Genomic DNA, 17105 nt, shown 5'->3' on the forward strand with positions numbered 1-17105 from the left:
ATCAACTTGTCAAGGCAACCAACACATCCATAAAAATGGGGCGCACTCCACCAGCCAATCCAGAACTTCTAAGAGAGCTTTTAGAACTGCTGCATCAGTGCAGACGAGACATTGCCTCAGATGACATTGAAGACGAAGATTCGGAAGAGGAAGACGATGATTGGGAAGCAGACGAAGGGTAGAGGTTTTCGCAAGCTGTTAGATTATCTACAATCTCGTGAAAATGCCCAACTCATCGGCGGCAACATGAGTGGGAGAAATGCCCGTGAGTTAGCGCGTGAGTTTCGTCTATCTCGACAACTGAATTCTGATGCAGACCGAGTTGTTTATCATGTTTCACTATCAGCTGCTAAAGGTGACAAATTAGATGATGAAAAGTGGACTGAGATTGGCTCACGCTACATGAAGGAAATGGGCTTTGATGCCAATCAGTTTGTCATCTTTCGTCACCATAACACCGACGACGACCACATCCACATTGCAGCCAGCCGCATCAGGATGGATACAGGGCTAGTAGTGCATGATTCCTGGGATTATGTACGCTCTGAGAAAGTGCTGCGACAAATCGAAATTGATTATAATTTGGTGCAAGTGCAAGGCAGTAGAGAGAAACTTCAACGCACACCCAGCACCGGACAAATCAGGCGCATAAGGCGAGAGCAAGAAGAATATGAACTAGGTAAACTTGAACGGCCACCAGGACGCACTATTAAAGAGGAACTTCAGCAGGCAATTGATAGTGCCGGAGTTGATAATCCCCAAATGCCAACGCTGATCATGCGGTTGCAGCAAGCAGGAATTAGCGTCAGGACAGGTTTTACCAGGAACGGTAAGTCTAAAGGAATTTCTTATGAAAAAGATGGGCAGGCTTTTAGTGGTACACAGTTAGGCGCAGCTTACACATGGCCAGGTTTGCAAAAACATCTTGGCGTTGATTACCAACCAGAACGTGATGATGAGCCTATTAATGAATTGCTGCTCAAACCTGTGAAACCACTCCCAGTTGAGCAGTTAGAAAAACTCTTTCAAGATATTGAACGCTTTCAACAACAGCCCCAGTTTACTCCACCACCAGAGGATATAGCTCTGTGGCCAAAATTGTATAAATACTTGAGTGAGAAACGCGCTATACCAGATTCTTTTATTGAAAGATTACACAACCACAATTTGCTTTACATCGATGAGCAAAAGCAGATTTTATTTATCAAACGTAATCTGGATGGTGAAAAAACTGGTGCATTAGTTTGGTCAAACCCCGGACATAATCATCACACTGTTGAGTATGACCAAAACGCCTCTGTTTCAAATGGTTGGTTTCATATAAATTTGGGGCAAAACTCAGAACAAGAAATTAAAAACGTCTTCTTATGTTCTTCACCAATTGATGCGGTGTCAGTAGGCGTGTATGTCCTAGCAAAAACAGGAGCGTTACCATCGATGAGAACAATGTTTATGGTAGCTGATGACCCGAACAATTTACCTTTGGAATTTCTCAAAAATTGCCATAGGGTAGTTCTGGCATTCAATAACGATGAGCAGGGGGAGAAAACTGCTAGTGTAGTATTAGAATTGTTGCCGAATGGTCAAAGATTTAAACCGACTTATCCTGATTGGAATATTGAATTAAAAGCTCATTTTTCTGAGGTGGAACAACAACGCCAACAGCAAGAGCGTAGCCGTGGTTTTAGCCTGTAAGCCACGGGGAGCGTACACTTGACTCCTTTGTTAGTTGTGCTGGGTTAAGTTCAAGAAAGAATTTTTGAAACACAATTGCAACATATCATGATTACGCATTGTCAATAAGACCCAAGCTTATTGACAATAAAAATTGCTCCTAAAAGTGGCTGTAATTGACACTGGATAAGAGTTACAGAAGATTTTTTTCAAAAACCCTGTTCGGCCAAACTATCAAAAACTGGTCATTTTTGTCCTTTTGGACGGCCGTTGACAGGTGGACATTTGTCAACAGAGCATGACAATTGAGTCAGGTTGGCGCTTACTGTCCGGCCAAAAGTCCAAAAAACCACTGTTTTTGATGTTTTGGACGGCCAAAAATATTAGTGTCAGTTTAGACTTATTTACTACGGTTAAACTACACTAAGTTCACGGAGTTATAAGTGTTTAGTGTAGTTATTGCGTTAGACGAGTTTCGATTTCAGTTAACGCTAAATATATAGAATGGCTCCTGAACTCACAGTGGAGATTTCAGATTTACTCACTCAAGGAGTTAATCGATTGAGCAGTTTTTTGAAGTATAGTTGCAACATAAATGTATTATTAATTCTCAATAATTTTGAAGTTATTGAGAATGAAACAGGCGTTCAAAATTTGCTGTAAGTCATAGTCAGTAAGCATTACGCCAGAAAATTTCTCGAAATGTCTTATGCTCAACTGGTAGCAGTAGGGCCACCGTATTGCTACCAGTTGGGGAATCATCAAATTTTCAACAACTCGCTTTTTTACTGCTCAACTGGTAGCGGTGTGTCACCAGTTGAGCCACTCTATAGCTACCAGTTGAGCAAGGTATTTAGAACTACTATTTCAATACTGCTAAACTACATAAAACCTATGTAATAAGTGGTGTTTACAGCAAGCTTTGGTGTAACTCACAAGTGGAGTGCAGTTTTTATACTACAACTGTAGTTATTGAGTATTATTTGTTGACGTTGGGTCAAAGTTTTTTAATTTTGGTTCAAAAAATCTGGCCAAACTTTTTGGCGTACTGTACGTCAAAATCTCATACCACCAATCCTATGGGCTGACCACACAACTGCCACAGATTCACCGCAGAACTACCACAAATCACTGCTGAGAACTGCTTGCTAATTTCCACAGTCCTACCATGTACTTGTCCTCTGTTAGCCGCAAACCTCACATGAAATTATCATTAAAATATTGAAGCTTTTTGCTACCCAGAAAAACCAATACTTAGAAAGCGCTAGAGGGCGATGGGGCGATCAGAGATGAGGGGCGATCGCGGCTGAAATTTTCACCGTCTATTTCCCGTCTTTGGCTTTGTGGGCGTGTAGGGCGTGGATGTGGCATGGTGGCGGTGGCTGGCGGTGCGGCTGGCATAACCTCAGCCCCTATTAAAGGTGAAAACGCGTCAATGAATTTTGTAACCCTTGCTATATAAGCGTTACAGCGTTTGAGGTTTCTGACAAATAAAGGTTTTTTGAAAAAAACCTTTATTTGTCAGTAAAATTATTGAGAATAGTGTCAATAAGCTTGATTTAATCTCTGGGATATCTGCCTTTTAAGGGTGTATGGTGGCGGTGGCGTGGCATTGTGGGCGCGGCTCCTCACCTTGCATAACCTCCGGTCGGTCGGAGACCATCGCTCCGAGGGGTGGTTTCACCTGAAATTAGGTTCTGAGGCAGACGACAAAATCGAGAGAGTATTCTTGTGTTCTTCCCCCATTGATGCGCTGACAATGGCAGAAATTGACATTCAAGGACACAAGGGGCAACCAGCAGTTAGGACAATGTACATGGCAGTGGATGACTCAGATAACTTGCCCTTTGAGGTACTTAGAAATATCAACAGGATTGGGCTGGCATTTAATAATGATGATCGGGGAAATGAAGTGGCCCAAGTCGTGAAGTCAATGCTGCCCCAGGCTAAAAGAATTGCACCGTCGGGGTGAACTTGGAATGAGATTCTTATTGAACAGCAGCAGCAAGAGATACTGGAGCTTAAGCAACGCTCTAGAGGTTTTAGTCAATAGTTTAGTAATCCCTCGACGCAGTGAAGTGGGCGCGAGGGAGGGGCTTTGCCCCGTCCCTCTGGACTCCCTCCCCAATGCCAGTTGTTGACCGAGCGCTGTACAAATTCCTTAGTGCGGTCAACTAGATTTTTCGCAGCGCTCAGTCACCGCTTCGCTACAACTGGCTTGTGTAAGAAAACCAGCTAAGAAACGGCGACTTTGTAAAAGCTGTCAATCGCTTTTGGTAAAGGTTTCAGGTAGCCACGACTGCGAAACTTCCTTGCTCGGTCGAGCCTATTTCTTAGTTTTAATAGGCTTCTGTATATTAAAAAATAATTTTAATAGGGGTAAGTCTATATATTATGAGCCAATTGGTACATATAGATAAACCTCCGGCAATTACACAACATATCTATAATTTCTCTATAGAATGACTTAAAAGTCACAAAATAAGCATAAATGCTTAAGAAAATGCAACCATAGATTAAAGCAGCATAGTGTGCCAGAGAAGGCATCCTTAATCTATGGATTATTTTGATAGGTGTAATCCCTTATATCTTAAAGATGGTGGTAGATCGATATCCCTTGGGTTGCAAAAACCGCGAAATCAAATGTTATTTGAGCGGGTGGGGCGACCAGAGTATGGGGCAATCGCCCAAACCTTTAGCGACAAAGGTTCCTTCGATGTTCAACTCAGCAATAAGCAGATTGGTATCTAAAAATGACGTTATCTACGTTGCCTAAATGGGCGAGCACAGGATTAGCCTTTCCCCTGATCTTTCTCAATTGCTGGCTACTCTATCGGTTGGCTACACTTTTACAACCTGTCACGAGCATTGTGATTACGGCTTGCTTAATCGCTTTTCTGCTCGACTATCCCATCAAATTTTTAGAGAAACGCGGTGTCTCGCGAGGGTGGGCGATCGCCCTGGTATTGTTAGCCGCTATGACGCTAACAACCATTCTCTTTGTTTTTCTGGGGCCCCTCGTGTGGCAACAGCTCAATGACTTTGCTGAACGGTTACCGCGATGGATTGAGCAAGCAACAACGCAGTTGCTTTTGTTAGAAGAGCAACCCTTCTTGCAAAACTTGCCTCTTGACTTAGATCAGCTTACTGTTGAAGGAGCAAACAGGCTTTCAACCTCTTTAAGTACTGCTACAAGCCAAGTCATTGACTTTACCCTAAGCACTATCAACAGCACCCTAAACTTGTTGATTACCGTAGTGCTCAGTATCCTACTTGTTCTCAATGGCAAACCACTCTGGAACGGAACTTTGAAATGGCTCCCTGAGAGATGGCAGACTCAAATTCAAGACTCTTTACAACCTAGTTTTCAGGGCTATTTTTCCGGGCAGGCTACATTGGCATTGTTCTTAAGCGTGGCACAGTCCATTTCCTTTATTCTTCTAGACATCCCCTTTGGTTTGTTATTTGGGATCATCATCGGTCTTGCCAGTGTGATTCCCTTTGGTGGTACGGTGGCAATCTTGGGGGTTAGTGGTTTGCTAGCGGTTCAAAATGTCTATTTAGGGATCAAGGTATTGACTGTAGCTTTTGTGTTAGGACAGATTAATGACAATTTGATCGCGCCTCGATTACTTGGGAACGTGACTGGGTTAAATCCTGCAATCGTGATTGTTGTTTTGTTAATTGGGGCAAAGTTTGCCGGATTTCTAGGATTACTTCTGGCAGTACCAATTACAAGTTTTCTCAAAAAGATTGCTGATGCTCTACGGGAGCCAATCATTGGTCACTAAAAATAGTATCAGGTCGATGAAATAAAAACAGATCTGTTTGTTGACAAACCGCAGTATAAATGTCGTACTCAGTCTGTGAAATTAAATTTTTAATTTCCATACCTTACATTTTGCATCAATATGGACGGGGAGCCACCGATTTTCTGCGATCACCATTTTCTCCCCCAGCCTCCCCAGCCCCCCAGCTTCAACTGAGCAATAGAGATGCACAACACTGGCTGTTATTACCCTTATCAATAGCGCATTTGCAGTAGATAACGTTAGCTGTTTCTTATCTATTGCTTACTTTTACTTTTTTATTAAAAATATTAAAAAACATTTTTCAAGTAAAAAACCAAAAATTGTAGCTTATGGAGAATTTAGAAAAAGTAAGTTTAGAGTCTAAAAGACTGATTTTACAACCGATTTCGTTGGAATATACAGAAGATGTATTTCGAGAATTTACAAGCGAAATTACCACCTTTATGTATCCGAAACCAGCCCAGAGTCTCGGTGAAACTGAAAAGATAATCAAAGATATGATTCTACAACGAGAAAATCACACTGACCTAGTATTGGTAATTCTTAAAAAGGATAATTTAGAGTTTTTAGGAATTTGCGAAGTTGGTGCTATTAATACTGATACACCGGAGTTAGGAATTTGGCTCAAGAAATCCGCTCATGGTCATGGTTTTGGTAGAGAGGCAGTTAATGTACTAAAAAATTGGGTGGATAAAAATTTGAAATATAATTATCTTTCCTACCCTGTTGATAAAAGAAATATCCCCAGTCGTAAAATTGCGGAAAGTATTGGGGGTAAAGTATTTCGGGAGTTTAAACAGACTAACAAGAACGGTAATCTTCTTGATGAGGTTGAATACAGGATTTATAAATAAACGGCATCTCCTGCTAAATACACAAAAAATACTTTTAAATGATTAAAATTACCGCATCTCTCCAAATTGCTTAATATATTCCACCAACTCTCTGGTATAACCCCCTTCAGAAATTCGCCCCAAATTCCCCACCAAAATAAACAATTCTCGCGCTCTACTTACAGCCACATTGAGTAAATTAGGTCTACGATTAATAAACCAGAGACTATCAGTTGTTTGGCATTGGCGAGTCGAGAAAATTATCACTGATTTCTGACCTCCCTGAAATGTGTGAACTGTGCCAAGACTTTGCTGCGAGAAATTTTTCCAGCGAGATTGTAAACGCTGAGTCAGTGCATTTACTTGACGGCGGTAAGGTGAAATTACGCCAATTTCGTTCTCAGAGTCAGTAGGATTTAAGTAATAACCCGCCGCTAATAACTCCTCAATCAACGCTTCTACTGCATCAACTTCTGCCCAATTAACGTTGTTCTCTAGCTTCCCTTCTACATTGCAACCAATTAAGTTAGTACCTAACTGAGAAGCTTTCGGTTCAGTTTTGATGATCATGCCGTAATTGCACAAGCGATCGCAAAAATCAGCAATCGCCGGAACGCAACGGTAATGATATTTAAGGATAATACCCTGACCAATATCTTGCGGTTGCCCTAATGCCCCAGCCGCTCGGTGATAAGCTGTGGATGCAGTGGGGCTGTAGCGGTCATAGTCGGAATCCGTAAGTCCCTGTTCTAGAAAAGATTTCCGGCGATATTCCTCTTTCTTCTGGTCACTTAAATTTACCACTGGCTCTAATTGCAATGGATCGCCCACAATCAAAGCCCGATTACACCGCACTAAAACGGGAAAAACCTGATGTGGTGGAATCTGACCCGCTTCATCTACAATTACTTGGTCAATACAGCCACTATCTGGATATGGTAACAAACTGCGGATAGAATGCAAAGTGCAAAGAAACACCGGAAATAACAGACTAATATCCCGATAAATGTTTCTCCAATTATGACTTAACTGACGGTAAGCTTCCCATTCGCCATTCAAGACAGCAATGTAAGTTCTAATGGAAGCTACTACTTCATCTTTTCGCCGTCGAGCTTCCTGCTGTTGAAATTGCCAAGACAACTCAAATAACTCTACTTGCAGCGAGTGCAATTCGCTGTAGAAACGACTGTAAAAATCTTTGGTGGGATAAGTAGCAAGTCTATTTTCGACCTCTCCTCGGTGAGTAATGAGGTTACTAAGTTGTTGCTGTAATAACTCTCGCTGCTGTGATGTGCTATCAACACTATTTTCTTGTTGCTGCCAGTTTGATGCTTCTGCTAGTAGCTGGTCAACACTTTGCGTTGCTGCTATGAGAGATTCAGTTGTAAGTGGAATTTGGAAGGGAAATGGTGTGGCCAGCGTCGCTAACACAGGCATCTCTATTTGTTTATGCAAGCGTTTGAGAAGATGACGAGGGCTGGTTTTGGTTATCGACTGCCAGAATCGTTTAATCGTTTGCAAAAGCTTGACAAACCAGAAGTCATTTTTACTCTTATTCTGCCAGTAATCTTCTTTTGGCAAAGAACGCCTAGCACTGTCAAGATGTTGCCCTATCTGCTGGTAGGCTTCTACTGGAAATCCAGAGTAGTCGCGTGAATATTCTAACGGTGATGATGGCTGAAGTTCAAAGGTCTTTATCGCCGACTCAACCGATTGTATATCTCGGCATAGTTCCTCTAAGAGTTGTTCATTAACACTTTTCTTTTGAAGCTCATCTTCGTCTTGTTGTTTGTAAGATTCTATTTGTTGAACACCTGCTAACAATTGTTGCTGTGCTGACGACCCTTCATCATAATTAAACGTTTCTTTGGTTAACCAGTCGAGAGCAGCTTGCAACTTAGGTAAAACTTGGGTGCCAACCGAATCCCTAGAACCTCCTGATAGATAAAAACGGTCAGAGGTCAAGTTGCTGGCTAAGATTTTCTCAACGTTCTTTACAGCATAGTTGTTAGTGCTTGTTACCACAGTTAGGTTACTTTTATCTTCACCCGTTGTTGCTAATTGCACGGCTCGACATACCACTTGCTGCGCTATCTTATGTAGCAACAGTGTGGTCTTGCCATTTCCCGGTGGGCCAATCACAGCAGTAACAGGTTCTTCCTGGGAATGTTTGAGAGCTTGTGCTTGATAGTCATCAGGCTGGGAGTTGGGAAATGCACCCAAAAAAAGCACTTCATGCCGAGGTGCTTTTGGTTGTCCAAACAGGTATTCGTAAGCTGGGTGTCCTGGTCTTGCCCAAGGAAAGTAATTTTGTTCGCTGATTTTTTGAAAATCTTTTTTGAGGTTGTAATTAAAAGGAGCGTAGTCAAAATCCAACAAATAAGGGAGAAGTTTTGACCGCACCGGAAACGGCGGGATTTCAATCAGTCCCAGAAAATCCTGTAGTGTCTTAAAGGGACGATTGAAAGTAGTTTCGAGAAAAACTTTCAAACCTTCCCTTGTGACTAAGAACTCAGCCGCTTCCTCCTCTAGTCCGTACCACTGCATCAAATTGGGAATAACAGGCTGAAACTCGTACTGGGTTAAATCCCATCCGCTACTACGATAATTGCCCTCAAAGATAGGAGAAATGTTGATGGTGAACAACGGGTGAAATTGACGGCGATTCGATTCAACTACATAAAGCTGCGGGAAAGCTACAGCAATTGATGGTAATTTTGTTTGCTCTTTATTCCTTGCACTTTTAAACGGTTGCTTTATCTTTTTAAATAAAGACTCGTCTATTAATAATTTATCGCCTACCAGATTTACAAGAGAGTCCCAGATGTTTGGTTGTTCCGAGTTGTCAGGTTCTACTTTGGCATTACTCAAATTTTCTACGTGGATGTAATCTAACCAAGCTTTGAGTAATGCTCGAATCTGTGAATCTTCTGTCATCTCTGTTTCTCCCCTTGCACCTCTGTTGTTCACAGATTTTCAAACTCTAGAAGTAGAGATTACCTGACAATTCATTCCAAGTCACTCATCCCCAAGTAAGGCTTCTAGCTTGTTTAAAAGGTTTACTAGCTGCTTTTGCTTGCTAGGAATATTCCAAAGCTGACGCTTTTTAATGCGCTGGGTGATATCTTTGAGCCGTTCTGGTATTTGGTTAGGTGTTTTGGATGATGGTGGTTCAGATGAAGTGTTGGCTTGGATTTGTTCTTTGATTTGGCTTAAAGACCAATCGTTAGTTATTGCAAGGGACAAGAGTTCTTTTCGCAATTCCTCATCTTTTACCCGTGCCAGGGCTTGAGCTTTAGTGTATTCCAGCTTGCCTTCTCGCAGTGCCATTAAAATTTCTTCGGGCAGATTGAGCAACGGTAAACGCTTGGTGGTGAACGATAGCCAATTCATGAGTCCCAAGCTCTCAAATACCTGTTGTACCGTCTTTGATTGCTCCAAATCCACTTTAGGAGAAACGTTTCTCCTAGATTCTGTCTCCTCATTTAAATTGTCAGAAATGTTGTCAAGAGATTCAGTCTCTTCTGAGTTAGGAGAAACGTTTTTCCTAGATTCATTTAATGAATCTTTTGATTGCTCTTCATCTTTACTGTGAGCGTTCTTCATTCGGTACAGTAAGGATTTGACGGCTTCTACATCGCAATGAAGCCGGATTGCTAACAGGTGCAAGATACCTTCGGTTTCTTCAACCGGGTTAAGGTCTTCTCGTTGCAGGTTTTCAATCAAAGCTAACTGAAACGCTTGGTCATCAGATAGCTCACGCACAACTACAGGCACAGTTTCAAGTTTTACTTCTTGTCCTGCCCGATAGCGTCGTTCTCCTGCTACTAATTCGTATTTCCCTCCGCCTAGTGGACGCACCAACAGAGGCTGGAGAATGCCATGCAGTTTGACTGACTCAACTAATTCTTTTAATGCTTGTGGATCAAAGTATCGTCTAGGCTGGTGTTGAGGCAGAGCTATATCTTCAAGCTTGACAGTAGTTTCAGTAGCGGCTGGCTGTTCTGCATCCGGTAAGGATAACCAAGGGGCAGGTGGTGGAGTTGTAATTTGACCCCCAAAAGGTTTATCAGTTTGTTTACGTCTTATCACAAAGCCTCCAAAGCCAAAGCGATTTCTTCAAGGATAGGGACTACAGAATGTTTAGGGTCAAACACTGCTAGGGGCGCACGTTCTTCTGTTGCATCGACAAAAGCGGTTGCTCTGGGGATGGCTGGGAAAATCCGACCCCAAGCAGAAAGTTGTTCTTGTATTGCTGCCAATGCTCGTTTATCGGCTGAGTTTTGGTTTGCATACCGCGTAGGAACAAACCCGGCTATTTGGATTTTGCGGTTGGCTTTATTTTTAACGTGGGTAATAGTTTGTAACAGTTCATCTGTTCCCTCAAAAGCTTTGAGATGGGTTTCTAGGGGGACGAGTACGTGTGTGGCCGCAACTAAGGAGATATAAGAAAGCAATCCTAAGCTGGGAGGACAATCTATAAGGATGAAGTCGTATTCATCTAAAACAGATTCAATGGCTTCCTTGAGGCGTAAGTCGCGCATGGCAGCACTTACTAACTGCATTTCTGCTCCACTTAGGACTCGGTTAGCAGGAACTAAGTCCATACCGTGAATGCCGTCATGAATCGGTAAGGGCTGCTCGTTGACAATGGCATCGGCAATGGTTTTTTGTAACTGAGATGGCACTAACCCCATAAATTTTGTCAAGGACGCTTGGGGGTCTATGTCAATGAGAAGAACGCGGTGTTCTCGTTTTGCTAGGTGGTATCCCAGGTTTTGGGTCAGTGTCGATTTGGCGACACCACCCGCCTGATTAAACAGGGCAATAATGCGGCATGGAGAGTCAGAAGTTGACACTGGCTTGTTTTCCTAGAAGATACGTTGATGTTTGGTCAACAGGCGCGATTTTAGTTTCTAGTTTATTGAAGTGTATCAAAAGAAGAGAAGCCCTAGCTAATACAGGAATATAAGCAGTAGACTTTATAAAAGAAAGCCACATGAAGTCATTGCTATGACAACCAAACAAGCCATTTTTGAGGCAATTGAACAACTGCCAGAGCAGCACCTCGAAGAAGTTTTACGGTATGTTCAACAGCTTGCACGTACCGACAAATCACCAGCCATCAATCTACACAGCAACAGTAACGACCCCCTGGCAAACTTTATCGGTGCAGTATCTCATGGCTCCTTAGCTACCAACTTAGACGATGAACTTTATGGCGACTAAGCTTTTTATTGATACTTGGGGTTGGCTTACGCTCCATGACAAAAGTGAACGTTATCACCAAGAAGCTACAAAAGCCTACCAAAGTGTCTTTTCTCAAAAAGGACAAATTTATACAACTGATTACATTCTTGACGAAACATTCACTTTCTTCTTTCGACGACTTCCTGCACCGATAGCCGACCAATCTATGAAAGCACTGCTGTCAGCCTTTAATGCCGATAACTTTTATTTAATCCGCATTACTGAAGAACGCTTTGCCCAAACTCAACTACTCCGTTCTAAGTTTCTCGATAAGCCCTTGATTTCTTTTACTGACTTGACCTCAATGGTCGTTATGCAAGAATGTAACATTACAACCATCCTCACCGAAGATGCTCACTTTACTCATGTGGGCATGGGCTTTGAATTAGTTCCCTAATTGGGGAAGAACTGGTCAAGTGTACTTATGCGGTGTGGTCAAAAGTAGTTGTTAGGGTGTCGGTGCATCATGGAGAAAAACTATACATTTAAATTCAATTCTTCCACTGCCTTAGAAGCCCTGAAAGTTGGTAAATATGACCCTATTAACTTTTACGAGGCGCGTTTAGACCTGTTTAACCTCTCGGTAATGGCAGACTATGATCAGTTAATTTGTCTGCCAACCCTCACTGCTATTGACAAATATTGGTATCAGATTGAAACAGCCAGAAAAGTTCTCAGACAACTGGGTGGACGTGCATTACTAGCGGATGAAGTAGGATTAGGCAAAACCATTGAGGCGGGACTAATCATAGCCGAATACTTAGCTAGGGGTATGGTACAGTCCATGCTGGTGCTAACTCCCGCATCCCTAGTTTCTCAATGGCAATCAGAGTTAAGTGATAAATTTAATATTTCTACTATCACCACAGATAACCGTGACCCGCAACAACCGATAGACTCTTTCTGGACAGATAATCCGCGAATTATCGCTTCATTAAACACGGCTAAGTCTGCTAAACATTATCCTCACGTCACCAGTCGCACTTGGGATTTGGTTGTTGTTGATGAAGCCCACCACCTGAAAAATCGCACTACCCTAAACTGGAAACTGGTCAATGCTCTTAATAAGCGGTTTATTCTCATGCTCACTGCTACGCCAGTGCAGAACTCCCTTGTTGAACTGTTTAATCTGCTAACTCTCCTCAAACCAGGATTACTACAAACAGAAGCCGCCTTTAAAAAAGAATACGTCGATTCTAGGAATGGACGAGTCCCTAAAAATCCAGAGAAGTTACGCTCTCTGATGCGGGAAGTCATGGTACGAAATACCCGCGCCCTAGTAGATGTCAAACTACCCAAACGCTTCGCCACCACAATTACCGTTGCACCTGCGGCTGGCGAGGAGAAACTTTACCAGGACGTGAACGAGTATTTACGTTCTTCAGAGGACAAACTAGACAGACTCTCCCGTACCAATTTGCTAATGCGTGCTGGTTCATCCCCTGGTGCTTTGGCTGACTCCCTCAAGCAACTGACTCTTCGCTTACCCGATGAAGAACTGAAGTCTTTAGCAAGACGAGCATCTCAAGTCAAGCAGGTCGAGAAAGCAAAAGCATTGGTAGAGATGCTCTCAAAATCTCGCCAGAAAACCTTGGTTTTCACAACCCATAAAGCAACTAGCACATATTTGGCTAAAACTCTGCAAGCAGCCAATATCCCCTTTGCGGAATTTACTGGCGGGATGTCCCTTAAACAGAAAGATGAGGCCATCGCCGCATTTCGGGATACCGTTTCTGTACTCTTAGCATCTGAAACAGGCGGTGAGGGACGTAACATCCAGTTTGCCAATGCGATCGTTAATTATGACCTGCCTTGGAACCCAATGAAAATAGAACAACGCATTGGTCGCATCCACCGCATCGGACAAACTCAAGATGTTTTTATTTTTAACTTTTGTCTCAAGGGCAGTATCGAAGAATATATTCTGCGGATATTGCACGACAAAATTAATATGTTTGAACTGGTAGTCGGAGAAATTGAAACAATTTTGGGGAATGTGGATGATGAATTTGACTTTAGTGAAGTTGTCATGGATATCTGGCTCAAGCATCAAGTCAAACCTGAATTAGATACAGCCTTCGAGCAATTGGCAGATAATTTGTTGAAAGCCAAAAACCAATATCAGCAAATTCAAGAACTGGATGAACAGATTTTTGGCGAAGATTTTGAAGCTTGAGAGATTGATTTAATTAAATATGATTTCAGATCCAATTATTGCTACATTAGAAAAAATTGTTTCTCTGCATGACGGAATAGCTGAACCTGCTGGTGAACACATTTTGAATGTGTTGTTAACGGAAAATATAGCATCGCTACTTTCTCTACCAGAAGATGTTACTTTTACAACTAAAATTGATGTACCTCAAAGTGTTTTCGTCACCTATCATTCAGAAGTATTAAATAAGTTATCTGAGCTATTAGCTACTAAAGGACTTATTAGCGCCTTGGGCGTAAAATTCGATGGCTATTTAAAAACTACAGGATTTGAAAAGAGCATAGCAGAGAGATTTGTAGTTCAAAATGGTTTAATTCGTTTTGTAGATGCTAAACCAGAAACCACTCGTTACATCCTGTGTAATGTGGCTTACACAGCAAATGCAGATGAAAAAAGAATTGGTTTAGTTTCGTTTATTATCAATGAACTAACAGGAGTGACACCAGTAGAAATTGGTAATGCTTTATTCTGGGAGTCTGACCGAATTTCTGTCGATACTCAAGAAACGCCATTATCTATCCCTGTTGATGAGTTGTTGAAATTAATCGAACATCAAAGTGCAATATTGATTGGAACGTCTCTAGAGAATTGGCAGGCTAAGTTAGCGAGAGCAAAAGCCAGAGATGAAGAAAGGCTCAAAGCTTATTACAACACCATTAGCTCAGAAATTCGCAACAAGATTGAGTTAAAACATTTGGTGGGTGATGAAAAAGATAAAGAAGTAGCACGAATTGAAGCTACCGAAAGAGAATTATCAAGAAAATTGTTAGATATCCAAGAGCGTTATGCAATGAGTGTAGAAGCTTGGTTGCATAGTGCAATGATTATCCATCTCCCAACGGTACATATTCAGTGTGAGTTGCAAAGGAAGAAAGCGAAACGGACTGTAACAGCAGTTTGGAATCCGTTCACTAAAATTATTGAGCCGCTACGCTGCTCCTTATCAGGAGAACCTGTTTACAATTTCTATTTAGATGATCAATCAGCCAAAATTATCTCACCGACAGTTTGGAGAAAGTAATTTTTGACTACTAATTTACCTATGAAATTGTCACACTTGCCCAACAGTTTGCCATTAGATGGTGCTGTCCGCATCGAGCTAGTAGAAGGAGTGCCGATATTTCGAGCTTCCAGCTTAGTACAGGGGCGAATTGAAGCCTTATTAATTAAGCAAAAAGAATCTGCACTTACTTCAGAGGAAGAAAAAGAATTAGATGAATATGAAGAATTAGATGATTATCTGAGTTTTATGAATCGGATGATCAGAAATTCATCGCTAATTCAAAATTTTAAATTTTGAATTGTAATAAATTCTATGAGTGAATCAAAAGTAATTATCAACTCACCATCACCGCGCACTCGCCAAAGTCTAGCCACAGACTTATTTAATGCTGGCGTTAACTCACGGATGGCAGTGATAGTCCATTCATCTCTTAGTTCTCTGGGTTGGGTTTGTGGTGGTTCTGTTGCAGTGGTTCAGGCACTGATGGATGTGATTACACCAATCGGCAATTTGATAATGCCTACCCATACTGGTGATTTGTCTGACCCTGCTAACTGGCAACAACCATCTGTTCCTAGAGAGTGGTGGACTATTATTCGTGAAACTATGCCAGCTTTTGACCCTAAAGTGACCCCAACACGAGATATGGGAAGAATTGCGGAAACCTTCCGCGTTTGGGAAAATGTCCTGCGAAGTTCTCACCCACAAGTTTCTTTTGCAGCTTGGGGAAAAGACGCTGAAAAGATAGTATCAAATCATTCCCTCGGCTATTCTCTAGGAGAAGATTCACCCTTAGCCCGTCTTTATGATCTCAATGGTTGGGTATTGTTACTAGGTGTTGGATATGAAAACTGTACCAGTTTTCATCTAGCTGAGTATCGAGTTGCTCAACGACAAGAAGTTAGAAAAGGTGCGCCTATTTTTGAAGATGGACGACGAGTTTGGAAATGGTTTACAGATATTGATTTTGACACAAGCTGTTTTGTGGAGATGGGTGAAGCTTTTGAACGAACTGGTCAGGTACAAATCTCAACAGTTGGTTCTGCACAAATCAAACTATTTAATATGAGAAAAGCGGTTGATTTTGCCCTTGCTTGGTTAAAAGATAATCCTAGATACACTAACTCATAACAGTGGTATTGACTTGGCACGATTACCTCACAAATACAGTCTTAATTATCGGCTTGACCCTTTTTGGAACATCTTCATCTAAAGCGTGGGTAGCATGACTGTGGCTAAACCAATTCTGATTCGCAATGAGACAACAAATACTAACTGTGCCGTTATACAAGGTCATAAAGACTTGCGCTTACCCACGCGTTGAGCCAGCTTGCTACTAAGTTCCGCCTGGTACTGTTTGCGGTTATCGTCGTAAATCATCACAGTTCTAGGATCTGCATGACGGCTTAAGCTTTGGACTTTACGATAGTCCCCATTTGACACCTCAAGGCTGTCAGTAATGCCGCTATGACGGATTTTGTGAGGGGTCATGTGTTTAGAAATGCCAGCACGGGAGCAGATTCGCGTCACAATCGCATAAACTCCATCACCTGTGAGCTGATGCCCGTAAGAGTAGAAGTCTAGGGCAATAAACAGAGGATCATCTGGTTTGAGCTTGCCACGGCAATCAAGCCAGTCTTGAATTGCTTCTGCTGTGGGCGCAGGCAGGTTGACCCATTCAAATTCAACACCCTTGCCCTTACCAAACACCCTCAGCTTAGAACTCCCAAAGTCAAAATCCCTAACCAAAAGCTTGGCAATCTCACCGCGCCGCAAAACGTTAGTCCACAACAATAGAAACAAAGCGTAGTCGCGCTTGCCCCTGGGCGTAGCAATATCAATTATGTCGAATACCTGATTGTAAGTTTCAACATCAACCCCGGTGGTGTCGCGGTAAGGTTTAACCTTCTCCTTTTTAATTACTGCCGAGTCATAGACAAACTGACACAAATCCAGCCTTCTGCCCCACTCCACAAGATATTTAATCGCACTGAGATAACGATTAACAGTATTAGCTTTTAAATCAGCATTCATGAGCCGCGCTTTGTAATCAAGAATGATGTGGGTGGCCGTCCTTTGATCTAGGGCGAAAAACTGCTTAATCATCTCCAAACTTGGCTCTACACCCCACATTGTCATAAAGAATTGCCGCACATCACGTACATAAGCACGCTTGGTTGCTGCCGATCTAGTGTCTTTTACCAGTTCAGATCGCCAATTGGCTTCGTTGAGAACGGGAATAGCAGAGCTTAGTGATAACGCGGAATCAGTACGAGTAACTAACATAGCGCGGTCATGTTAATGCTTATTTACATTAC

Annotated in this window: 16 protein-coding genes and 1 pseudogene; 12 read left to right on the forward strand and 5 right to left on the reverse strand. The window is 42.1% G+C overall.

Features of this window, described 5'->3' with window-relative positions; all coding sequences use genetic code 11:
- A pseudogene (locus AC5JL8_RS28270) lies at nucleotides 1-182 on the forward strand (plasmid mobilization protein); the annotation flags it as partial.
- Complete coding sequence (locus tag AC5JL8_RS28275) at nucleotides 157-1695, forward strand: relaxase/mobilization nuclease domain-containing protein (protein WP_495883004.1); 1539 nt, start codon at nucleotides 157-159, stop codon at nucleotides 1693-1695. The pseudogene AC5JL8_RS28270 and the gene AC5JL8_RS28275, both read left to right, overlap by 26 nt.
- Nucleotides 1696-2928: 1233 nt before the next feature.
- Here the strand turns inward: AC5JL8_RS28275 and AC5JL8_RS28280 are convergent.
- Entirely contained in the window at nucleotides 2929-3075 is a 147-nt protein-coding gene (locus tag AC5JL8_RS28280; protein ID WP_495883005.1) for a hypothetical protein, read from the reverse strand.
- A gap of 205 nt (nucleotides 3076-3280) precedes the next feature.
- Here AC5JL8_RS28280 and AC5JL8_RS28285 point away from each other — a divergent pair, with 205 nt between their 5' ends.
- From AC5JL8_RS28285 to AC5JL8_RS28300, 4 genes are all read left to right on the forward strand, one after another.
- Complete coding sequence (locus tag AC5JL8_RS28285) at nucleotides 3281-3646, forward strand: hypothetical protein (protein ID WP_495883006.1); 366 nt, start codon at nucleotides 3281-3283, stop codon at nucleotides 3644-3646.
- 584 nt (nucleotides 3647-4230) lie between these two features.
- Nucleotides 4231-4425 (forward strand): hypothetical protein, encoded by a 195-nt coding sequence (locus AC5JL8_RS28290; RefSeq protein WP_495883007.1) that lies wholly within the window; start codon nucleotides 4231-4233, stop codon nucleotides 4423-4425.
- 2 nt (nucleotides 4426-4427) lie between these two features.
- On the forward strand, nucleotides 4428-5465 hold the full coding sequence (locus AC5JL8_RS28295) for an AI-2E family transporter (protein WP_495883008.1): 1038 nt from the start codon (nucleotides 4428-4430) through the stop codon (nucleotides 5463-5465).
- A gap of 350 nt (nucleotides 5466-5815) precedes the next feature.
- Complete coding sequence (locus tag AC5JL8_RS28300; protein ID WP_495883009.1) at nucleotides 5816-6340, forward strand: GNAT family N-acetyltransferase; 525 nt, start codon at nucleotides 5816-5818, stop codon at nucleotides 6338-6340.
- 48 nt (nucleotides 6341-6388) lie between these two features.
- On the opposite strand, the gene AC5JL8_RS28305 is transcribed toward AC5JL8_RS28300, so the two are convergent.
- The 3 genes from AC5JL8_RS28305 to AC5JL8_RS28315 all read right to left on the reverse strand — a co-directional run bounded on the left by AC5JL8_RS28305 (nucleotide 6389) and on the right by AC5JL8_RS28315 (nucleotide 11178).
- Nucleotides 6389-9256 carry a DEAD/DEAH box helicase gene (locus AC5JL8_RS28305; protein WP_495883010.1) on the reverse strand — a complete coding sequence of 956 codons (2868 nt, stop codon included), beginning with the start codon at nucleotides 9254-9256 and terminating at the stop codon, nucleotides 6389-6391.
- A gap of 81 nt (nucleotides 9257-9337) precedes the next feature.
- Nucleotides 9338-10408, reverse strand: a complete 1071-nt coding sequence (locus AC5JL8_RS28310; protein WP_495883037.1) for a ParB/RepB/Spo0J family partition protein — start codon at nucleotides 10406-10408, stop codon at nucleotides 9338-9340.
- Nucleotides 10408-11178: a ParA family protein gene (locus tag AC5JL8_RS28315; RefSeq protein WP_495883011.1), complete on the reverse strand. Its 771-nt coding sequence runs from the start codon at nucleotides 11176-11178 to the stop codon at nucleotides 10408-10410. Before AC5JL8_RS28315 ends, AC5JL8_RS28310 begins: the two co-directional genes overlap by 1 nt.
- 154 nt (nucleotides 11179-11332) lie before the next feature.
- Between AC5JL8_RS28315 and AC5JL8_RS28320 the strand changes: the two genes are divergently transcribed.
- The 6 genes from AC5JL8_RS28320 to AC5JL8_RS28345 all read left to right on the forward strand — a co-directional run bounded on the left by AC5JL8_RS28320 (nucleotide 11333) and on the right by AC5JL8_RS28345 (nucleotide 15918).
- Nucleotides 11333-11548 carry a hypothetical protein gene (locus tag AC5JL8_RS28320; RefSeq protein ID WP_495883012.1) on the forward strand — a complete coding sequence of 72 codons (216 nt, stop codon included), beginning with the start codon at nucleotides 11333-11335 and terminating at the stop codon, nucleotides 11546-11548.
- Nucleotides 11538-11966: a type II toxin-antitoxin system VapC family toxin gene (locus tag AC5JL8_RS28325; protein ID WP_190952759.1), complete on the forward strand. Its 429-nt coding sequence runs from the start codon at nucleotides 11538-11540 to the stop codon at nucleotides 11964-11966. Before AC5JL8_RS28320 ends, AC5JL8_RS28325 begins: the two co-directional genes overlap by 11 nt.
- Nucleotides 11967-12035: 69 nt before the next feature.
- Complete coding sequence (locus tag AC5JL8_RS28330) at nucleotides 12036-13745, forward strand: DEAD/DEAH box helicase (RefSeq protein WP_495883013.1); 1710 nt, start codon at nucleotides 12036-12038, stop codon at nucleotides 13743-13745.
- A 19-nt stretch (nucleotides 13746-13764) separates the two neighbouring features.
- Nucleotides 13765-14805, forward strand: a complete 1041-nt coding sequence (locus AC5JL8_RS28335; protein WP_495883014.1) for a hypothetical protein — start codon at nucleotides 13765-13767, stop codon at nucleotides 14803-14805.
- Between the two features lie 3 nt (nucleotides 14806-14808).
- Entirely contained in the window at nucleotides 14809-15084 is a 276-nt protein-coding gene (locus tag AC5JL8_RS28340) for a hypothetical protein (protein ID WP_495883015.1), read from the forward strand.
- Nucleotides 15085-15099: 15 nt separating this feature from the next.
- Entirely contained in the window at nucleotides 15100-15918 is an 819-nt protein-coding gene (locus AC5JL8_RS28345) for an AAC(3) family N-acetyltransferase (protein ID WP_495883016.1), read from the forward strand.
- A gap of 162 nt (nucleotides 15919-16080) precedes the next feature.
- Here AC5JL8_RS28345 and AC5JL8_RS28350 read toward each other — a convergent pair whose 3' ends face one another.
- Nucleotides 16081-17073: a tyrosine-type recombinase/integrase gene (locus AC5JL8_RS28350; protein WP_495883017.1), complete on the reverse strand. Its 993-nt coding sequence runs from the start codon at nucleotides 17071-17073 to the stop codon at nucleotides 16081-16083.
- Nucleotides 17074-17105: the final 32 nt, after the last annotated feature.

It is taken from the genome of Mojavia sp. (genome assembly GCF_059505145.1).